This is a genomic window from Mycoplasma miroungigenitalium, from assembly GCF_013008635.1.
GTDB classification, from domain to species: domain Bacteria; phylum Bacillota_I; class Bacilli_A; order Mycoplasmatales; family Metamycoplasmataceae; genus Mycoplasmopsis; species Mycoplasmopsis miroungigenitalium.
In genome coordinates this window covers 651,506-673,809 of the sequence record NZ_CP053096.1, presented here as the reverse complement: position 1 = coordinate 673,809, position 22,304 = coordinate 651,506, and the positions used below count along the sequence as shown (strand labels likewise).

Annotated in this window: 8 protein-coding genes; 3 read left to right on the top strand and 5 right to left on the bottom strand. The window is 29.5% G+C overall.

Features of this window, described 5'->3' with window-relative positions; translation table 4 throughout:
• Nucleotides 1-421: 421 nt before the first annotated feature.
• A complete protein-coding gene (locus HLA87_RS03015; RefSeq protein ID WP_171111798.1) occupies nucleotides 422-4,561 on the bottom strand; it encodes a coiled-coil domain-containing protein in 4,140 nt (1,379 codons plus the stop codon).
• 590 nt (nucleotides 4,562-5,151) lie between these two features.
• Between HLA87_RS03015 and HLA87_RS03010 the strand changes: the two genes are divergently transcribed.
• From HLA87_RS03010 to HLA87_RS03000, 3 genes are all read left to right on the top strand, one after another.
• Entirely contained in the window at nucleotides 5,152-14,964 is a 9,813-nt protein-coding gene (locus HLA87_RS03010; protein ID WP_171111796.1) for a hypothetical protein, read from the top strand.
• A gap of 762 nt (nucleotides 14,965-15,726) precedes the next feature.
• Entirely contained in the window at nucleotides 15,727-15,978 is a 252-nt protein-coding gene (locus tag HLA87_RS03005) for a hypothetical protein (RefSeq protein ID WP_171111794.1), read from the top strand.
• A 172-nt stretch (nucleotides 15,979-16,150) separates the two neighbouring features.
• Nucleotides 16,151-16,876 (top strand): hypothetical protein, encoded by a 726-nt coding sequence (locus HLA87_RS03000; RefSeq protein ID WP_171111791.1) that lies wholly within the window; start codon nucleotides 16,151-16,153, stop codon nucleotides 16,874-16,876.
• 271 nt (nucleotides 16,877-17,147) lie between these two features.
• Here HLA87_RS03000 and HLA87_RS02995 read toward each other — a convergent pair whose 3' ends face one another.
• Genes HLA87_RS02995 through HLA87_RS02980 form a run of 4 tightly spaced genes read right to left on the bottom strand, consistent with a single transcriptional unit; the run spans nucleotide 17,148 to nucleotide 22,258 of the window.
• Nucleotides 17,148-18,419, bottom strand: a complete 1,272-nt coding sequence (locus HLA87_RS02995; protein ID WP_171111789.1) for a hemolysin family protein — start codon at nucleotides 18,417-18,419, stop codon at nucleotides 17,148-17,150.
• A complete protein-coding gene (locus HLA87_RS02990; RefSeq protein ID WP_171111787.1) occupies nucleotides 18,419-19,855 on the bottom strand; it encodes a replicative DNA helicase in 1,437 nt (478 codons plus the stop codon). The genes HLA87_RS02995 and HLA87_RS02990 overlap by 1 nt, the downstream gene beginning before the upstream one ends.
• The gene (gene rplI, locus HLA87_RS02985) at nucleotides 19,845-20,300 is read right to left on the bottom strand and encodes a 50S ribosomal protein L9 (protein WP_171111785.1); all 456 of its coding nucleotides are present in this window, start codon (nucleotides 20,298-20,300) and stop codon (nucleotides 19,845-19,847) included. The genes HLA87_RS02990 and rplI overlap by 11 nt, the downstream gene beginning before the upstream one ends.
• On the bottom strand, nucleotides 20,300-22,258 hold the full coding sequence (locus tag HLA87_RS02980) for a GGDEF domain-containing protein (protein ID WP_171111783.1): 1,959 nt from the start codon (nucleotides 22,256-22,258) through the stop codon (nucleotides 20,300-20,302). Before HLA87_RS02980 ends, rplI begins: the two co-directional genes overlap by 1 nt.
• Nucleotides 22,259-22,304 lie beyond the last annotated feature (46 nt).

Here is a 22,304-nt window from a genome sequence, read left to right as displayed (position 1 = left end):
ATTAACTTATACAATGTAATCAACGAATTAAGAAACTCAAACACGAGAGAAAAAGAATTGCTTGAAAAAAACTTATTAGTTTCAGAACAGATTCTTAAATTGCTTCTAAAACATATCAAGAACTGATTAATAAAATTTTAAAAACTGTTTTCATACAAGCGAATAAACTCAATTAAATTTTGCATTTAAATCATATATGTATACATCAAAAAAGCATTTTCTGAAAATAAAAAAGGCTTTTTTGAGTTCTTAACTCACAGAAGATTTTATTAATTGATAATATTAAAATTAAAATAGCCTATCTGTGATGATTAACTGAGCAAAATTTCTAATTTCGGCTGATATACTATAATTTTCTTTTACGCGTGTTCAAAAAAACTAAATAAACAAAACCCTCGTGGTTTTACGAAGGTTTTAAAATTTATTTTTTAAGTTTATTCTTCAATCAGACAAAATCATTTAAACTACTTGTGTCTAATACAGTATAGTTTTTAATAACATTGCGTTTAATTTTTTTGTGATAATTAGTCTCGGAATTAATTAACGACATAAATTGTTTATTAATGATAGGTTTAATGTATTCATTATTGATATTACTTGATAATTTAATTAATTCCTTATGAAGCAATTCATAAGCTTTGAATAAATTAGGTTTGACATTTTGTGACAATCAAATTTTAGCATCGACTTCTGATCCTGAAGAAACAGTCTGCGTTTGTCCATTGTTTACATAATCTATGTTAGTAATATCTCTACTTGTTAAATCTTTACCAATTGTCACAGAAGTAATACCACTATATGCACTGTTGCCAGCGTAATTATTGTGTTGAAATTCTTGAGTTTCTGAATTAAAGTTTGTAAATCTTAAATTATCGTTAGATTTTACTCAACTTTTAAAAGTGTTAACTCCGTAAACATCCAATATAAATTTAGCATATTTAAAGATGTTTGAATTATTAGAATCAAGCTCAACTTTTGAATCATAGTTACCATCCGGTTCATGATTGTTAACTTCTTTATATTTGGCTTGATATGCATCTATTAAACCTAATAGTAAATAGGTTAGTATTTCATAAATACCTATGTGGTATCAATATGTTGCATCATCACCTAATAGTGAATATACTCAATAAGACTTTCCGCCATTGTATCAATTTCATATTTCGGTATTCAAAATTAAATTTTTGTCTTTATTAATTTGTTCGTTTCCTTCCTGATCATCAGACAATAGGAATAAAGCGTAGGCAAAAGATTGAATTTTATCTCCAACTATTTCGGATGTATTATTATTAATTAAACGTGAAATATCTTTTATATATTTTTTAGCCATATTTCCTAAACCATCTGTTAATGATAATAATCCAAATGAATCAAGGTAATCACTCTGGTTGCTTCATTTATGTTTACTTGTTAAGCCAGATAAATCTGATTGGTATGAAAATTGTGCGTATCCACCATATTGGAATAAAGTTCCGTATGAACCATCATCTTCGACACCAAATGCATAAATTATTTGACTATCCACCAGTTTAGATGCTAATAAATCCTTAATTTCAGCACTACTCATTTTATTATCGTAATAACTTTTTAGTGCGGGTGTTATTGATTTGAAATAATTATTTTCATATTTAAGTAAAGATGTTAAATTTGTTATTTTTTCTCCAACTGAATTAGCACTTCATTGAAAATTATCTAAAGCTTCAGTGTATTTATCAAAAATGGTTTTTACTTTAGTTGTACTATTACCACTATATTTATCAATAGCTGTTAAGAAATTGTTGAAACGTGTGGTGTTTAAATTTGCATCATCATAAAAAGTTTGTTGATATTGACGTTTATTATTTTTAATCTGGTTTACAAATTCATTAATTTTGTTGGAGATGGCAGTGAATGGTGTTTCCAATTTTGTTATTTCTGAAAGAATTGCACTTTCATAAGCTCTACGGGCTTGATTCCCCTTTGAAAGAACATTTACACCTGTAGATACAGGTAAAAGTTTCATTCCTTCAATTATTTTTAAAATAAAATCTCTTTGGGTAGATAAAAAGTTTTTTACACCACTGTTTGAAGAACTGTTGAAGATATTATTTGACTTTTCTTGTTTTTCTTGCTCAAATAATGCATTCATTAAATCACTGATATCATTACCGTCACCTAAGCGTTTAGCCATTTCGGTTTTAATAAATTTATCAGTTATTTCTTCAGTTAATTTTTTATATGCATCAATATAATCATTTTTTAAAGTATAGTACTCAGAGATTTTGTTATGAATATGCACATAATCAATATCATCAATATGTTTCACGCTTTGCTCAATATCGAAAGCTTTTTGATTAAATACATTTCCGCCATTGCCTTTTAGTTTTAAAACTCAGGGTTTTTCACTCTCATTAATATTATCTGAATCTCTGTAAAAGTTCAATATAGCTGGAATAGTGTGTTTTTTGTCATTATCAACATCTTGAAGAAAATCTGCTTTTACGATTTTGCCCGGAATAGTTGATAATAAGTTTATTAAATTTTGGTTTATTTTAGCTAAATGTGTAATTGTGGTAGTCTCAGTAAAAATATAATCTTTAGCAGGATTTTGTGATGGTTTTTGTTTTAATTTAGACACTAAAACATTGCTAATATCTTGGTATTTCATTCCTGACAAAGTCCTAATAAAATGACGTATATGTTCTCTAGAAATCTCAATTTTTTCTTCTAAATTTGTTCTAACCATTCATAGATAATTTGTTTGGTGTAATGCATTGATTTTTTCAACGATTACAGAATTTTTTTCTCTTTGGTCTTCGGGTAAAGACAGTTGGTTTTTAACTCAAAATTTTTCTTTTGAAAGTAATTCGCTGAATTCATTGTTAAATGACTTAATATGATTATTTGGATCATGAATTTCTTTATATGCTTTCGGAAAATCGACTTTATTATCACTTTCGTTAATTGTTTCTGAATTATATTTATTTGAAAGGTCTTTTGTTTTTTTGGTAAAAGCGTTTGTAAATTCTTCAATTTTTGTTTGATAATCTTTTAAAATTGAGTCTTTAGATTTGTCGCCGGCAATATAAACGGATGGAGGTTTAATTGAGCTGTCTAGTTGTTCTTGTAAATCTCTTATGCGAATTTTGGCTTTGGTTAGTTCTAAATGATTTTGTAATTTGTTTGCCAACACAATTATTTCTTGATTTGTTACGTTTGGACTATCAAACTCTTTTTGTGATTTATCAATAATTTCATTTATTAACTTAATTAAATCACCATCTCTTTCGTTATCTAGAGTTTTAGCGTAAGCAGATAACTCCACTTTTGCATTATTAAATGATTTTTCAGCTGCTTCAGCATCAATAACAGATATAGTGTTATTTAAATAAGAAATTTTAAATTCATCATCTTTAGCTTTAGTTAAACTAACAGCCAATTCAGTGTTAGTCGCATTATCATTATTTATGACTGCGGTTAACTCAGCTATAGTTTGTTCTTTTTTGGATTGCGCTTGTTCATTTTTGGTTTCAACATTCTTGATTTTCTCTAATTCTGCTTTTAAAGCTTCTTTGGCTTTAATATTTTCTAGTTTATTTTCCAAATTAATTGATTCTAGAGTAATTTCGGCGTTTGTCGCTTCCGGTTTATCAACTACATTTTGACCAGCAGCAACTGCATTTGTTAGATTGTCAATAATTGGTTTATCTTTTGTTTGATCTAATGTTGCGATATATTCGTTTACTTTAGTTTTAGTTTCGTCAAACTTTGTTTTAGAGGCTGTTGTGTCAATAACAACAACTGGTTCATTTAGTTTTTCGATTTCACTTGCAAAATCTTTAGATTTGGCTAAACTAACAGCCAATTCAATGTTAGTCGCATTATCATTATTTATGACTGCGGTTAACTCAGCTATAGTTTGTTCTTTTTTGGATTTTGCTTGTTCATTTTTGGTTTCAATATTCTTGATTTTCTCTAATTCTGCTTTTAAAGCTTCTTTGGCTTTAATATTTTCTAGTTTATTTTCCAAATTAATTGATTCTAGAGTAATTTCGGCGTTTGTCGCTTCCGGTTTATCAACTACATTTTGACCTGCAGCAACTGCATTTGTTAGATTGTCAATAATTGGTTTGTCTTTTGTTTGATCTAATGTTGCGATATATTCGTTTACTTTAGTTTTAGTTTCGTCAAACTTTGTTTTAGAGGCTGTTGTGTCTGGTTTAATATTTAATATCTCAGGATTAATATATACAACCGATTTCATTAAACCTGATTTTTTATTATTTAATTCAACATAATACTCGATTTCTAAACCGTTGATATCATTATTCTTTCTTGCTCTTAAAAAAATGATTTTGGAACCGTTTTTCGATGAAATTTTATAATTTTTGACATTGTTAATTTCGTCAGAATTTAATTTAGAAATTCCCTTGTCAAGTAAGAATTCAAACTTTGGGTCTGCTTTATTGAAATTTGTTTGCTGTTCAATAATTGAATACAACGTCAGCGCTGACGCGACGATGGTAGCCCCCCCCGTAATTATCGATAAAAATTTAGCTTTTTTGTTTTTATTGTCATTCATAAAAACTCCTTTCATTCCCATAATTTAAAATAAAAAATTAATTTATATATCAAAATTATATTAATTTACGGGTTTTTAGATATAAAGTGCACCAAAAACCCTATTAAAATATGAAAACTTCTATGTTTTTATGGAAATATTGCCAAAATAATATTTTTACCGAAACAAATCATAAACAAAATAAAGAGACGGAAACATAGATAATTAGTTGGCAATTCGTTTAAGAAATCCTATAACTCGTAATAAAATCAGCTTAAAATTATTATCTGAAACAAACCAACAATTTTTAGTCGTAAATAAGCACAAAATTAATTCAATCAGTTTTTTTAATAAATCAATTTCATTTAATTTACTGATTTTAGAATGCTAATTGACAAAAATATCTCTCTGTTATTGAGTAATATTCTGTTCTAACAAAAAAATCCAAAAAATAAAATATCATTTTAAAAAAATGTTTCCATATTTTTTTTTTTTTTTTTGCACTAGTCAAAAAAGAAATATGTTTATTATTTTTATAATAATAAAATAAACTTAGATATTTCTATTGGTATATTCATATGATTTTTTATATCAAAGTTTAGGGAGGAAATATGAAAAAAATAATATTAAAATCATTAACCACCGGCGCTGCAGCTGCCACAGCAGTTGTTACCGCCGTAGCTTTAATCGATACAAAAATCCAAGCCAAATTAAAATCTGGCTCGGAATTGAAAAAAGCAGGTTCGATTACTGCTGACGATATATCGTTTGTTTTCAAAGGCGAAACTATCGATAAGAAAGATTACAAAATCGAAAGTATAACCCACGATATAATCACAACTGAAAACGGTAAAAAAATTGCTCGTGTACACGTTAACGCTACTATCAAACAAAATAACAAAGACGTTAAATTAGATTACGAATTTACAGGATTCAAAACAGCTGAAGATGATTTATTTGGTGATGTGATAACCAAAGGCGATTCAGAACAAACCGCTAATGAATTTGTAACAAGCATGAAACAAAATCCATCATTTGATAAATTAATTTCTAATTTAAATAACAGTAATGAATACAACTATGAATTCAGCGATTTTAAAATTGATGAAAAAGAAAACGTGGCATTCCACGTTAAAATCACATATAAAAATAATCCACAAGATATAGCAGAACGCGAACTTGCCATTGACGCTCAAAATTTCTTATCACAAGCAAAACGTAATGAAGAATTAGCAAACGCATATAAAAAATTAAGTGACGAAGTTGCTAAATGAATGTCACAAAATTTTACTGATGCTAAATATTCTCACTTAAAAGCAGACTTAACAAACATAAAAAATGCTCAAGATCTACGAGCATTACCAAATCCACAACACCCTCCAGTTGAGAATGTTATTTTGGATGCAACAAAAAAATTACAAGACGCATTCCAAAAAGCACAATTAGATAAAGCAAAATACGATTTAAATGCAAAAGAACAAGAATTAAGAGATTTTGACGTCAATAATTTAGCTAACAGTCCAATAGCTCATAAAATTATTGAAAAAGCTCTTGAAAATTATTCAACTAGCGTCATAAAACCCGAAGATAAAGACAATATAGCAAGATATCAAGATTATGAATCAAAATTAAATGAAGCCTTAATCCAAGCTAAAGCTATTAATGAAGCTAAAAAAGCTTATGATACAGAATTAAACAATAAAAATGATGACGCACATTTTGGTATAGACGAAAAAACCAAGAATGAATATAATGAAGCAGTTGGTAAGATTCTTGATGCTTTAAATAATAAATTAGAATCTCAACCATCACCAGAAGAAGTTATTAAAGCTTATGCCCAAGCACAAAAACAGCTTAAAGAACTTAAAGATAGTTTTAAAGATAAAAGAACAAGTATTATTGATCAATATGAAAAAGCATTAGCAAATGTGAATTCTTCTATTGAAGCAATGAACGAAATTGACAAGTATGCAAAATTACAAAACGACACTAACAATGTTGTAATTCAAAGCAACAAAAGCGTGGATAAAGAAAATAACTACAATGCTACTACATTAGAGAATATCATTGCAAAAACTAATGAATTAAATGAATTAAACTCTTCATTAAGTGTCAAGAAACAAGAGCTTGATCAAGCCTTCGAAAACTACTCACAAGCTTTAACAACTGCAAACAAATTAAAAGAAAAACCCGAATATGCCAGTGTTATAGCTGAACTTGAAAAATGAATTAATGATGTAACCACACGAATTCAACAACATGCATCAAATAAAACTAATGATGTTAAAACATACATTAATGCCGAAAAAGCACTTAAGGCTGTTTTGGTTCAAGCTGCTAAATCTAGATTTAATGTTATAAAATCAAATGCAAATAAAGTTGTAAATAACAGAATTAGCGGCTTTGAACAAGTAAATAACTCATTAGATGATTTAATTCAAGAACTAGATGCCATGGTGATTGATTCACAAGACCCTGAACAAATCGACTCTTTATGTGAACAATTACAAAAGGCAAGTGATGTAGCAACCAAACAAGAGGATTTTGCTCAAAAATACAATGATATTATCAAGCCTGCTGCTCAATACAGCAATATTAAAACTGCAATCATTAATGCAATGAAATCTCTTAAAGATGATGCATTAAGTTCAACTGATAAAGATCAAATCCAAAAAGATATTGATGCTTTAGCAACAAATAAATATGCCAATAAAATTGATAAAGCGATTGAAAAACACGATGCCGTTAATGCAAAAATTGAGGAATTAAATTTAGCAAAAGAAAAAGAGTTAAATTCTTACAATGAGGCCAAAAAAATTATTGAAGATGCCATATCTAAATTTAATAATAATACTATTGTTTCAGATACAATTTCTGCTGAAGTTTCAGATAAAAATGCATTAAATACCAATAATTATGACAATGTTATCGAAAAACTAAACAATGCTTTAACAGACGCAAACAATGTTAAAGAAGCTAATGAAAAATACAATGATGAACTAAAAACCCAATTGACTGAATCAGATTTTACTGGATATCCAGATGCAAAAAATAAATATGACAAGGCCGTTAAAGCTGCTAAAGATAAATTAGCTGAAACATTAGCAGAAGCTAAATTAAATCCTGAAGAAATTATCAAAGGTTATAACGACGCTCAACAAGCTCTTGCAAATGCAAAAGCTGATGTCGAAAAAAATAAAGCAATTGAGGATTATAATAACCAAGTTTCAAAATTGAATACATTAAAAGGCGAATTATCAGCAACAAGCAATGCTAAAAAACAACACGATAATTTGACCAATAACATTGAAAAAGCAATTGAAGAATCAAAATTACAATTAAACTATGCTTCTAATTTTGAAAATAAAACCATTAAACAAATCACTGATGAAATCTCTAAACTAAAACAATTCGATAAAGACACCGAATCTAAAAAAATAACAGTTGATGAAGCAGTAACTAATTATGATTCAACATTAACTCAAATTAACGATTTGATTTCAAAAGATATCGATGCTGAAGAAGACGCTATTGCTCAAAAAGCTAAATTAGCAGTCAAAACCAGATTGAATGAAGAAATCAAAAAGGCACAAGACATAATTGATGCTGTAAATCAAAATAATTTCACAACGCCTGAACAAAAAGATGCTTATCAAGCAGCTTACGAATCAGCAAAATCAAAATTAGCTGAGGCTTTACAAGTTGCTCAGAAAGAAATAGAACATATTGACCAAGTTAAACATAGACTTGGTGACTATGATCATGTGTCAACAAACGTAATTAAAAAAACCATTGCTGAATGAACAGATCCTAAATACAAAGAAATTAAGGATAAATTAAATGCAATCTTAAATCCTGAGGATTCTAAATGATTGCCTGTTGCCGATAAAAAATTAAATGAAATTAAATTAGATGATGTACAAACATCTATTGACACAATTATAAAAGCCTTTAACGAGGCAAAAGTTGAAAAAACTAAAACTGACTTCAATAATGAATTTCAATCAATATTAGATACCTTTAAAGATGATAAATATAAAGCATTAAAAGATGCTCTTGCTGAAGAAATGAAAACCATTTTTGATGAAGTAGAAAACATAACTTCAAAAGAAGATATAAAATTAGCTGACGGAGATTCTAAAGTTACACATATCGAAGAATTAAAAGCTAAATTAGCCGCATTCAATGACAAAGCAATCGCTGCCAAAAATGCTTTCGATGCTTTAGAAAATAAAGTAGCGGAATTAAACAGAGCAAAAACCGAACAATTTACCCAAGATCAAAAAGCAAGTGATTGAATCGATAAGGCAATTACTGATAATCAAGTTTCAACTGTTACTCAAAACATCTTAGATCCTCAATCTTACACCGATAAAGTAAATAATTTAGATACATCCAAATCTCAAGCTAACGAAATTAATCAAGCTAAATCAGATTATGATCAAGAAAAACAAAATCAACCCTCTATTGATAATTCGTTAGGCGAAACAAAACAATGATACACATCTGAAGTAAATAAAGTAGATGAAGCTTTAACCGCAAAACTTTCCTCAATAAGTGTGAATGACCCTGAATACGTTCAAAAAGTTAAACAAGCTTACAATGATGCTAAAGACCAGATTGCTGCTCTTAAAGAACAAATTGCCGTAAAAGCAGTTCAACAAAAACACCGTGAAGCCGTTAAAGCATTGAACGATAAATTAACACAACTTGACGTTAATAACAAACCAGAACTAAAAGGTTTAAAAAAACAAATAGAAGACTTAATCAATAGTTCAGAAACAGCCGTTAAAGCAAAAGAAACTACACCATATCAAGGTGTATCATCAAATACGTTAGAACAAGAAATCAAAAAATTAAACGATTTCAAAGATAGTATCGACCAAAAAGCTAAAGATATTGAACAAGCAAAAGCTGACTATGAAGCTCTTGTAAAATTAGTTGATCAAAAAACTGCAAATCCTTTATACAGCGCCCAAAAAGCCGAATTAGATAACGCAAAATCAGATGCACAAAATCTAATTACTAATGCCCAAAATGATTCAACCATTAATGCAGAAACTTACCAACAACAAGCTAAATTATTAGCTGATAAATTAGTTGATCAAGCAAATGATAGATTTACCAAACTTACTGAAAAAGCAAATGAATTAATCAAAAATAATAATCTTGAAAATGGTAATTTATACCAAGATTTAAACACTGCTTTAAGTCAAAAGATTAGTGAATTAAACAAACAATTACCTGACAAAGATGATGCTGCAAGCAATCCATCCGATAAAGTTGAAAAAGCAGAAGCTTTATACAATGAGTTAAATAAAGCTATTGAATTAGCCAAAGTTGAAAAAGCAAAAGCTGATTATGACTCAAGTAAAATGAACTTAACAGATACTTCTAACAACCTTGATGCTTATCCAAACACTAAAAAATGATTAGACTCTGAAATCGAAAAAATCAATAATGCCCTAACCCAAAAACTAGGCGCATTACAAAAAGATTCGCCTACTTTTGCTCAAGATTCAATTGCTGCTTATGAACAAGCTCAAAAAGATCTTGAACAAGTTAAAAATCAAATTAATGATAGAAAAACTCAAGAAACCAATGAAGCCCAACAAGCATATCAAACTTCATTAGCCACTTTAGATCAAAACATTGCTAACAGCACAGATGCAAGTAGAGAATACATCAAAACTAAATTAGAAAGCGATAAAACAAGTGCGAACAGTTTAGTAAAATCAAATCCAACTCCACAAGATTTTGCTAATGCTAAAGCAATAGTTGACAAAGCAAACGAATTTGCTCAACAACAATTCCCAATCGCCGATAAAGATAAAGAAGCAGTTAAGAATTACGACCAATTAAGTCAAAATGTGCAAATATTCTTAAATGGCTTAGATGACTCATCACCTCAATATAACAAAATTAAAGAAACATTAAAAAATGTTAAATCTACTCAAGATGCTTTAGCCGGTAAAGAAGTTAAACCATATCCAAAAGAAGCAGTTGCTAACGCTGCCTTTGCACAATTGCAAGAATCATTAAAGCAAGCCAAGGAAGATAAGACTGCAATCGATAATTCAGTTGCTGAGTATAATAAACAAGTCTCTTTACTTGAACAATTAGCCAGTGATCCAAAATATGCACAACAAAGCGATGCATTGAATTCTCAAAAACTAACTTCACAAGGTGCTATTGCACAAGCTCAAAACGATAAATCTATTACTGCTCAAAACTATATAGATCAAACAGAAGCTTTAAAAACCAAAATTCAAGAAGCGGCTGTCAATGTTTATAATTCTATTGACGCTGACGTTGATAAATTACTAACTAAACTTAATAAAAATAGTGAATTATACAAGGATGAAATTGCTGCTCTAAATGCTGCTAAAGAGGCTAATAATCAAAAGGGAACGAATAAGATAAATGATTATGAAACTATTGCTGCCGCGCAAACAGCTTTACAACATGCAATCGAAAACGCGGAAACTTCCGCATTAGCAAAAGCAAAACAAGCCTTTGAAAATTCAAAAACCCAAGCAGAAAAAGAGGCAAGCGATACGACAGATCCTGCTTCAGCACAATTGAAATCAGATTACGAAAATAAATTAAACGAAATCAAAAACCAATTAACTAAAGATTTAGCTAATCCAGAAAATGTCTCAGCACAAAAACAGCTTGAACTTTATGAAGCTGCACAAAAAGCATTAGATGCAGCTAAGTCAAAATTCATTGAAGATAAAAATAACGCTGAATCAAACAAAAACAATGAATATATTAAATTAGCTGAAGAAGTTCGAACTTACTTAAATGAAACATTAACAAATGGTTATAGTGACATCAATAAAACATTGAGTGCAGTTAAATCCGAAACAGACAAAACCTCTGGAACGGGCAAAAACCCAAGCTTAAGTCAAGCTCAAAGTGATATTGATAAATTAAACGAAGCTTATACATTGGCCAAATCACAACAAGCTATTCGTGCACAAAAACTTAGCGATAAAACAAGTAAAGATAATTTAATTGCTACAACTAAATCACAAATTCCAGCTGACGATAAATATGATGCAATTAAAAATTCATTGGATGTTGATAAACAACAGGCTCAAAGTGCTCTAGACACCGTATTAAACAATGAACAATCAACTACTGATCAAATTAATAATGCTTATGATGCTTACTCAACCGCATTAACAAATGCAATTAATAAATCAAGTAAAGCCAAAGAATTTAAAGATAAATACGATGAATTAATGGCAACACTTACTGATTCAAAATATGCGTCAATAAAAACTGCAGCTAATGAAATAGAACAAATTAAAGCTGCCGTTGATGGTTTAGGAAATATCAGCAATACTGATATCAAGGTTTTTGAAGATGCTATTGCTAAAATCAGCGAAATCAAAACCCCAATCGCTAATGCCAAAACTTCACTAGACACTATAGAATCAAAAGTAGGTGATTTATACAAATTATCTAACGCGCACAATAATAATGATGTTCGTAATTTACACGCATTGCTTGTTAATAAACTAAACTCAAACTACAAAACTTCAGTGTTGGATACTATTACTAACGCACTAGATCCTAGCCAATACACTGATACTATCAGCAAGGTTGACACAATGTCAACTAATAACAATGATGCCAACAGAATTATTGGTTCATTCAACACCAAAGAAACTGAATTGAGAAATTTATTTACTAATGAAGCAAACCAACAAGTTAAAGCTAAGGCATTAGAACTATTAAACGCTGATATTAATAACGTTAAATCAGAAGTTACTCGTAACATTAATTCATTCAATAGTGCTTATCCAGCCGATAAACCTGCATACGAAGAATTAAATGATAAGTCAGCTAAAATAGTTGCTGAATATACTACAGGAAAAGCTAAATTAGATGCACTTGAAGCAAATAAAGACAAATATCTAGCTCGAGCTGAATATGAAGTAGCAAAAAAACAGGTAAATGATAAAATAGCTGAATTAGCTAACCAACCAAAATATGCTGGTATTAAATCTCAATTAGAATCGGTTTTAAGACAAAATAATCGTGATAATGCCGATTCAACACCTGTCGTATTAAGAGAAGCTGCGAAAGCTTTTGCAAATACCGTTACTGGTATTGATGCCGTTAAAGCAAAAATTGATAATATAGAAACTAAACTAAATCAAACTCCTTTCGATAAAGCGAGTGCAATCAAAAACGCATTGGTTGCCGAGAATAACTCAATTACTGATTTAAACGGCACAACTACACTTGAACAAAAAATAGACTCATTCAAGCCGCTAATTTCAGATGCAAGTACACAAATTAGTAGTTTGAGACAAAGTCCACAAAAAACTGCATTAGAAACAAGACTTAATGAAGCCACAACTAAAGAGCAAATAGCGAAAATCATTGAAGATGCTAAAGCTAAAAAACAAGATGACATTTTAAGAGAGCAAAAAATTGCCGAATTAAATAATGCTATTAATGTCTTTGATTCAGGAACAAAATCTCAATTTGCAGTAACTAATGCAGATGATTCAAAAACAGTACAAAACAAAATTGATAAAGCAAATGCATTATATAGAGCATATAATGATGCTAAGGATGCTATTAACGATCTTAAACCAGGACCTGTTAAGGATGGTTTAAATACACAATTGAATGAACCTTCTAAAACAGAATCAAAAATGAACAAGCTTATTAAAGACGCTAAAATTGAAAAAGCAATTGAACTAGCTTCTGCCTTGTCAGCATCAAATCCGAAACGTGGTGCTTTGTTGGAGCAATTAAATCAAATGAAGAACAATAAAGATACAAATGTTCCAGCAGAATTGCCACCTATGATTCAAGAATTGAAAGATACTTATGAGTTGATTAAGTATGCTCCTTCTGATTCAACCGAATACACACCAGGGACAACAATTCGCACAAGATACTCATGAAAAAAAGAGGATGTTCATGGATTGATAGTCGTTAACCAACATGAAGGTAAACACGCAAACAAATATGTTTATTTATTAGCATCATCAGGTAATGACCATATAGTATCAGAACCAATGCAGTTAAACAGCGATGTTCTAAGATTTACTTTCAAACAAAATAAATTCACTAAAGATGGCGATTATGTATTAAGTAAAGTTGTTATTTCTGATAGCAATAATTTAAGTAAAGAGCAAGTCTTAAGTCAAAACCAAGATTTATTTAATAAAACATATACACAAGAAACAAGCGATTTTAACATTAAAAATAATGGAGAAGTTATTGCTAATAATGTTTCATTAATTTTTGAAAATTACACGCCAACCGAGAGACAACGTTCTGTTGAAGGAACAAAATTAATTGAAGCTGTAACTGATAATAAATTTATTATTAATGGATTTAGATCTTCTGATATAACAATTGAACAAAATCAACCAATTACAGTTGTTTTAAAAGGAAGCGCTACTTTTACAAGCGAAAAAGTATCTAGTTCTAATAACCCAGTTGCTTTAGAACATGATATTACAATTAATGGTGGTGTAAGTATAAATCAAGATATCCGTAATGGCAACATTAGTTTCCAATTTGAATCACTTGATCTAAAGGCTGGTTATACTTATAACTTAGAATCTATTTCATTTGCTGGTACAAGCAAACTATCTGGCAAGACTAATGTCTATACATGACATAATAAAAAACAACAATCAGACATAATTACTTATGAAAACGAAACATACATAAGAAATAATCTTGCCGCTGAATCATATTTATTTAAACTACCACAAGATAAAAGAAATCAAATTCTTCATGTTGATTTTGACGGTTCAAAAAAGGGTTACTACGATTATGATTACAAATTAGCTTTCAGTAATGGTTGAAATGCTTATACATTCTCTAGTTTACTAAATTACTTAAATAGCAAAGTTCCAAACACACCTAATAACTACTCTTCAGAAAAAGACAATAATGTGAAATATAACTTAAAACATAAATGAGTAGATTTCATTGCTCACCAAGTAGCACACATTTTAACAGTTCACAGAATAGAGAATAAAAATTTTAAGCTTCCAACAGATACCTATTATGGTCTTTACTGAACACTAAGAGGTGTTCAGTTGGGCTATGGAGATGGTCAGGACTATAATGATTTATATTTAAAATCTGGTTCTAAATTATGACCTGTATTGGGTGGCACAAAATTGATGAACGATTTACATACACACAATGAAGAAAACCTTGCTCAAGAGGCAGAAAGTTTCATGAAACCTTATGATAATAATAAAGTTACTGTTGAAGATGTTGAATATCCAGACTGACGTATGTGATTATTTACCGCTAAGTATGATGGTAAAATATGAGACTATGATCACTTCTACAAAAACTCTTATCCAGTATTCCAAAAAGCTTTACAATTAATATTGCACATGGGAAGAGCAGACTTTCTTGTTATTTAATAAAACTCAAAAAATTCAAGAATACAATCTTGAATTTTTTTATATTATTGATAAAAAATATTCGAGCAACTAATAATTTAAATATATCAAAAATTGATTTATATTATTTAAATATAAGCCAAAAAAGACATATAGGTTATATATCAATTTGTCAATAACCTATATTTTTCACATTTTTAACATTATTTAAAAATCAATAACGTGTAAATAATTTTAACTACAACTAGACGCTTCCGAATGAACTAGTATTTCTTCGTATAAATTCGGGTATTTATTGGAACGAAATAAAAATCACACACTAATCACAATATTTATAAAATCAAAAAAATAATAGCTAATTTAAAATTAATAGACATTGCAATTTAAATGAGAAAATTATAGTAATTTTCAACATAGGAATTTATTAATTTAAATTATACAAAATGCTTATAGCAAATAGACGAAACCGCTCATTTAAAAGGTACAAAAGGAAAAATCACTCAATCAATAATAGAATTTATTTACTAATATTAAAAATCACAATCATTTAATAACTTGAAATCAATAAAATGTTTTCACATTTTATCAGTTAATCAAAATATAACTCAATTAATATTTTTTGGATGTGTAAAAATAGCTGCGTTAGCACGCAGGTGAAAGCTTGCGTTTTTTATATCTTTTGTTAAATGGATAAAAAAAGAGCCGTCTGCTTGTCGACTCAATCAATAATCAGTGTCTGTATTATACATAATTTTCGACACTAAAACAAAAGAAAGGAAAAAAATGAGTAAATATGCAGAAATTGTAAATAAATTAAATAAGAATATACAAAATGGTAATATTGTTTTTAATGAATGCTATTTATCTAAAGATAGAAATAATAAAATAATTGTAGATTGAAAAGATAAAGTAAATACAAGCGAAATTAAAGATTTAAAAGAAAATATTAATGCAATATCATTATTAGATAAAAGTGAGCTTAAGGAATTTTTAAATGGTAATTACAAAATATTAGATAATAAAAAGATGTATTAAAAACAAAACATCAAAATCTTTATGTTCTAATGAAATAGAACCAAATGCTGTTAAGCCATTCCCGTCTAATCCAAAACCTGTTACAAATCATCCTTTAGAAACTTTTACATTGAAATTAAATCTGTAATATTTTCATGAACATAGCGAGGCTATGTTTTTTTATAATTGAATTATGAATTATGAAATTAATATATTCAGTAATGAACCAGATTTGAAAAAATACTATTTTAACAAAGCAAGAGAATTAAATTTTGCTGAAGAAGAATTTCGAAATAAAATACGTTTCGAAAAATATCCAGACTGGAAAATAGCAAAACAAAAAACTCATAAATGAATTACGATGCGCGGTAGTTTCGAATTAAATTATACGATGTATGAATATCTAGATAATAGGGGCAAAAAACGTCGAATAACATATTATCATGATGTAATAATAGAACGTTTAAAGCGGTCTAAATATGATTTTGATTTAATTAAATTTTGTATTATAAGCGACTTAAATAATCAATCATTACCGTCTGAATTGATACCTTTAAAGCCATCAAAACAACTATTATATGAGATGAAAAAACGATTCAAAATCGATGAGCAAATCGATATTCAAAACAACAAAAAATATTTAGAAAATGCCAATAGATTTAAGCTTAGAAATCAGAAAAAAATTCACGTTGAAATTGATGATTTATTCACTAGATTTCAAGGTATAAAATACCGTCCTAAAATGAGGGTTAGAGAGGTAATTTTACATACTAATTTTCTTAGCAAAAATGCAGCTAAAAAACAGCATCAAAACAGCTCGGCAATATGTTATTTTTTCACTAAAAATTTACACGATAAAGCATCAAAAAATGAACTTACAGTTTTAATATACCTCCTATTTCGGTATATTTCCTTATAGATATCAAACATTTAAATAGTTGAACCTTTTGAAAGCTGTAATAAATTAAAAAGCGTTTTGTAGCGATGTAGCACACGAATGGTGAGCGTAAAAACGTTTTTAATTTATTACATAATTAATAAGAGATATATGTAAATGTTTGATATAAAACTTTTAGATTTAATTTTATGTTTAATTAATACCGAAAGATTTCTTATTCTAACAAGTACAAAAAATGTACTTTGTTTAACTATAAAGTACATTAAAAAAATATTGAGACTTGCCCGATATATTATATTTCCATTGTCGGTTCAATATTAACAGGTGCCTGCGTTCCGATTTCGATTTCAAAACGATAATGTTTTTGTTTGGTTGTCGGTAATGTTAACACTTTAAATGAGACACCATCTACTTCAAATCTGGTGTTTTTATTTAATTTTTCTGTATGTTTGGTTTTTGCTCATTTTTCTAATGTTGAGTTTAATTCCTCATCCGATAATTGCAATTCTAAATTCATTTGTTTTAGAACTTGTTTCATTTTAACACCGCCAGAAACATGGAATAATTCAAGACTGATTTCGAAGAATTCTTTTAATTCATCCTCATCATATTCATCATATATTTCACCAACTATTTCTTCAAGAATATCCTCAATAGTGATTATTCCCAAGATTTCACTCGAAGACATATTATTTGTGACAAACGCCATCTGTGCCCGTTCAAATCTTAATCTCTCCAGTGCTGAAGCTAAGGTTGAATTAGCACTGATAGTTGGTACAGATTTCATATATGTTATGACTTTACCTTTTCTCAGGAAGAAGATATCCTTTAATAAAACAATACCTAGAAATTGACCATCTTTTTCAATAGGTAGTCTTGAATAGTTTGTCTTTTTAAACATTTCTTGCGCTTGCGCAATTGTTGCATTATACGGTAGATAAGACATATCTTTAATCTTAATATAATGTTTTCTAATTTTGGTTGTGTCTAAATCCAAAGCGTTTTGCGCCATGATGCTTTCATTAGCTTCTAAAACGCCTTCGGTATGAGCTACATCTAAAAGATTTTTAACATCTTGTTCAGTGTTTGTTATATAAATACTTTTACTAATCTTACCGATTAATCAACAAATTGGGAAAAATACTCAGTACAGTACTTCCAAAACATAACAGAATGTTTTAGCGACTTTTTCTGGGTGCGCTTTTGCAATTAATTTTGGCAAGATTTCACCAATAATAACAATAATAGGCGTTAAAACAGCAGTTGAAATTAGAGCAGAATATTGCTCTACAGAAGCACTTAAGTTTTTCGAAAGTAAGTATGAAACTGCCGCTGAAAGACCAATATTAACTAAGTTATTGCATATTAGAATCAAACCTAGCATACGGTTAAAAAATTTGTATTGCTTCTTAATTAATTTTGAACCAAATTCTTTTTTATCAATCATTGTTTCAAGCTTGCCCGGATTCAATGTTGAGTATGCAGTTTCACAACTACTAAAAATTGAACTACAAAGTAGTAAGAATACTAATATCGGAATTAGTATGATACTGAGTCTATCCATTAATTATCACCTTCTATTTCTATAAACTCATCGTAAAAATTTACGTCGGTAAATTTACCAATATGTGGTAAAAATCTTAGACCAATTTTACCCGTTTGGCCATTACGGTGTTTTGCTAAAATTAATTCAGTAACTTCACCGATATTTTTGCTTTCGTTTTCGACTTCTATATCTTTATTTTTTGAATTATAGTAGTTTTCACGGTATAAAAACATTACAATATCGGCATCATTTTCAATAGAACCCGATTCACGAAGGTCAGCTAGCATAGGTCTTTTGTCTTCACGCGTTTCGGTTTGACGGTTTAATTGAGACAATACTAAAATTGGTACATTTAACTCAAGGGATAGTGTTTTTAGACTTCTTGAGATTCTAGTAATTTCCAGTTGTCTATTTTCCCCACCACGACCTTTTGTAGTTGATGAAATTAATTGTAAATAGTCAACTACGATTAAATCAATTGGTTCTACTTTATGCAAACGACGACATTTTCATAAAAGAGTTTGCAGTTCGTTTTCGTAAGTATTATCAATAAAAAGATTTAAACGGTCAATCCAATTATTTTTAGTTGCATTAATTTTTAAAATCTCATCGTCAGTTAATAATTGTGGTTTTTTAAGTTTGTACTGATCCACACCAGACATAAATGAATAAATTCTACCCATTAGTTGTTTAGGGGACATTTCCAGACTGAAGAATGCAACACGACGATTGCGTTTAGTAACTTTATTTTTTGACCTAGCAACATTGACTGCAATATTTAATGCTAAGGCTGTTTTACCAATACCGGGTCTGGCAGCTAAAATCAGTAATTCCGATCCATGTAGACCTTGAGTGGCAACATCAATGTCTTTAAAGCCAGTTGGAATTCCCCTGATAGAGTTTGGGTCAGCATTTTTTAAAGTGTTTAACTCATCATAATATTCATCACTGACTGATTTCGCAGTTAAAAAGTCTTCACCATCTTTAGCTCGATCAACATCCATTAACAATTTTTGAATTTGGTTAATTAACGAATTTTCATCTAAATTATGGTCTAATCTGTTAAGTTGATTTTGCATTTCGCTAATTCTTGCTTGAATAGTTCTTAATTTCGTTAATTTGATTAATTCTTCTAAATAATTTTGGATATTAGAAGGCAAACCTGCCGAGGCATAAACTTCAGTTAATAGCATTGGTGTTACTAATGTTTCATTAGTTTTTTTAGCTAATTCAAGTATTTGTTGGTTGTTAATACTGATATTGTTTTTATACAAATGAGACAATACGATAAAAAGTCGTTTGTGTTCAACGACTGCAAAATCTTCTTCCAATAAGTAAGGAATAACATTGTCGGCGTATTTATTATCCGAAAGCACTACTCCTAAAATATTTTTCTCATACAGAACATTAATGTGAATTGAGTTACCGGACGAATTTTCTGGTTTATTTAACATTGACTTGTACCTCTACTTTAAATTTAGCTACAATATCCTTGTATAAAATTATGTCAATTTCGTGTAAGCCATTTGACACAATATGAACTTTTTGTACTGAATATTTGTCTAGTTTGTAACCTTTTTTAACTAAATCTCTGTTGATATCTTTAGTTGAAATTGATTTATGCACGATCAAGTTTCCGTGGGCATCAATTAAAGCATCTAACCGGTAAGTTAATTTGTCATTTTCTAATTGTTGCTTCAATTCAAGAGCCTTAGCACGAATTTCCATTTCGTCATTAGTCATATCTTTAAGACGTTTATCTAATTGGTATTTAGTTTTTTCGTTGTATGGAACCCCAAAACCTTTGGCAACCAAAAAGTTAGCCCCATAGCCATCTGATACTTCAATAATGGTATTAGCTTTACCATCTTTACAATCTTTTAATAGTATTATTTTCATTATTTCACACTCACAATCGCTTGTTTAATATTATCTATAAATGTTTCTAGGTCATCAGTAGAAACTGCTGCTGCTGCTGCAAAACCTCCACCACCACCGACACCTTCACAAATTATTTGAACATTTGTGTCAATGCCACGAGCTGATAATTTGTATTTATCGCCTTTTTCTTGTCGAGCTACAACAAAACTTGCTCTCCGGCCATCGATTCTTAAAATTTCTTCTGCCGTAATCGAAATTAAATCGTCTGACATTGGAACATCAGCGTAAGCAAGGAAAAATCCTTCTTTTACTTCTTCCAACGACTCCAACATTTTATTTACCTTGGCATAAGTTTCTGCATCTATTTTTAATGCATTAGCCGCAACTGTTGAATTCGCCCCTCTGGTTTCCAATCAACTTGCCGCCTCAAAGGTTTTAGAGGTTGCGTGTTTTTGGAATTGCAATGTATCCAAGCAAATTCCATTTAATAACATTTGAGCAGTGATTAGATCAACATCAACTTTGCGCTTTGAAAAAATTAGCATCTCAGTAACTAATTCACTGGCTGATGAAGCCGAAGTTGCAATAACCCTGTTTTCTTTTGGAGCAAAATCAATTGATAACTTCATTCTGTGATGATCTAAAATAAAGATGTTTTCCGACTTAACATTTTTTATCGCTTCTGGATTATCTGTACGTGTAGGGTGAGCATTATCCACAAAGAAGACAATTGTATTCTCATCAGAAATTTTATTTGCAACCTGTGGTTTTATAAAATTGTCTCCAATGTTTTCTCAATATTGTTGTAAGACTTTTTTAGTTGTAGAGTCTTGTGTGGCAGAACATATATATACTTGCTTACCATAGGTTTTACATAAAGCTAAAACCCCCATCGCCGAACCAATCGCATCTAAATCCGCCACGGCATGTCCATAGATAATTACCTTGTCTAATTTTGGATTGAGCAATCTTTGTTCTACTAAGCCAGTTAGGTTTCGAATTCTAGTTCTATCGACGCTAGGTAGAATTTCTGTTGTTGAACCAAAGTAAATTGGATGATCATAAGGAGATAAAACAACAACTTGATCACCACCACGTCCTTGCGCCTGTAATAAGGCGCTTTTTGCTAAATCTATTTTAGTTTGATATTCATTGGCCCCATATGCAAAACCGGCTGAAACTGAAACTACAATGTTATTATTATCGGTTTTAAGAACTTGGTGTAATTTATCAAAGAATTCGAACTTAGCATCTATCATCTTATCTAGTGAAATTTTGTTTGTAACAAGTAAAAATTTCCCATTAGTATTGTATTGACGATAAATCAAATTATATGTTTGAACTAAATTGTCCAGAACTGTAATAACGCTTTTATTAAGGTTGTATAGCTGTTCCTCAGAAAGAATTGATTGATATAGTCAGTAATTATCGATTTCAAGTTCCCCAACTACTGCTTGTTCTTGACTATAAATCTGCATACTTCTTTTTTCAAGAGAATTATCTCTAATTGAAACATAGTTATTCAAAGGAAACACAGAAGCTACGTAATAGGAGTTTTCATGTTTAAATTCATATTCTCTTTGTTTTTCAGAAAAATTAACAAAAATCGATTCGAAAAATTTATGTAATTTTAATCCAACTAAATGTTTACCAAAGCGAGTACGAATAAATTCGCTTGTTTGAATAATATTACCGCTCATATCGTAAATTATCGTGCCAACTTGATTATGAACCATTATTTCATCAACAAATTTACTATATGAAGATTTGATTGATGATTGGTTAGCAATAAAGGTTTTAATTGATAAAACAATAAAAGTACCAGTCAATACCGAACTTAAAATCAGTAAAGATGTAAATATTGCTGATCAAACTTTTGCCACGTCCAATCAAAGCATTATAAATGAAGCGATTACTAAAAATATTGACATAATCGCAACCATAATGTAAAGGATTAATTTTCTTTTTAAATTCATATTTAGAATTATATATAAAAATATAAAATATGTTCTTATATAATGT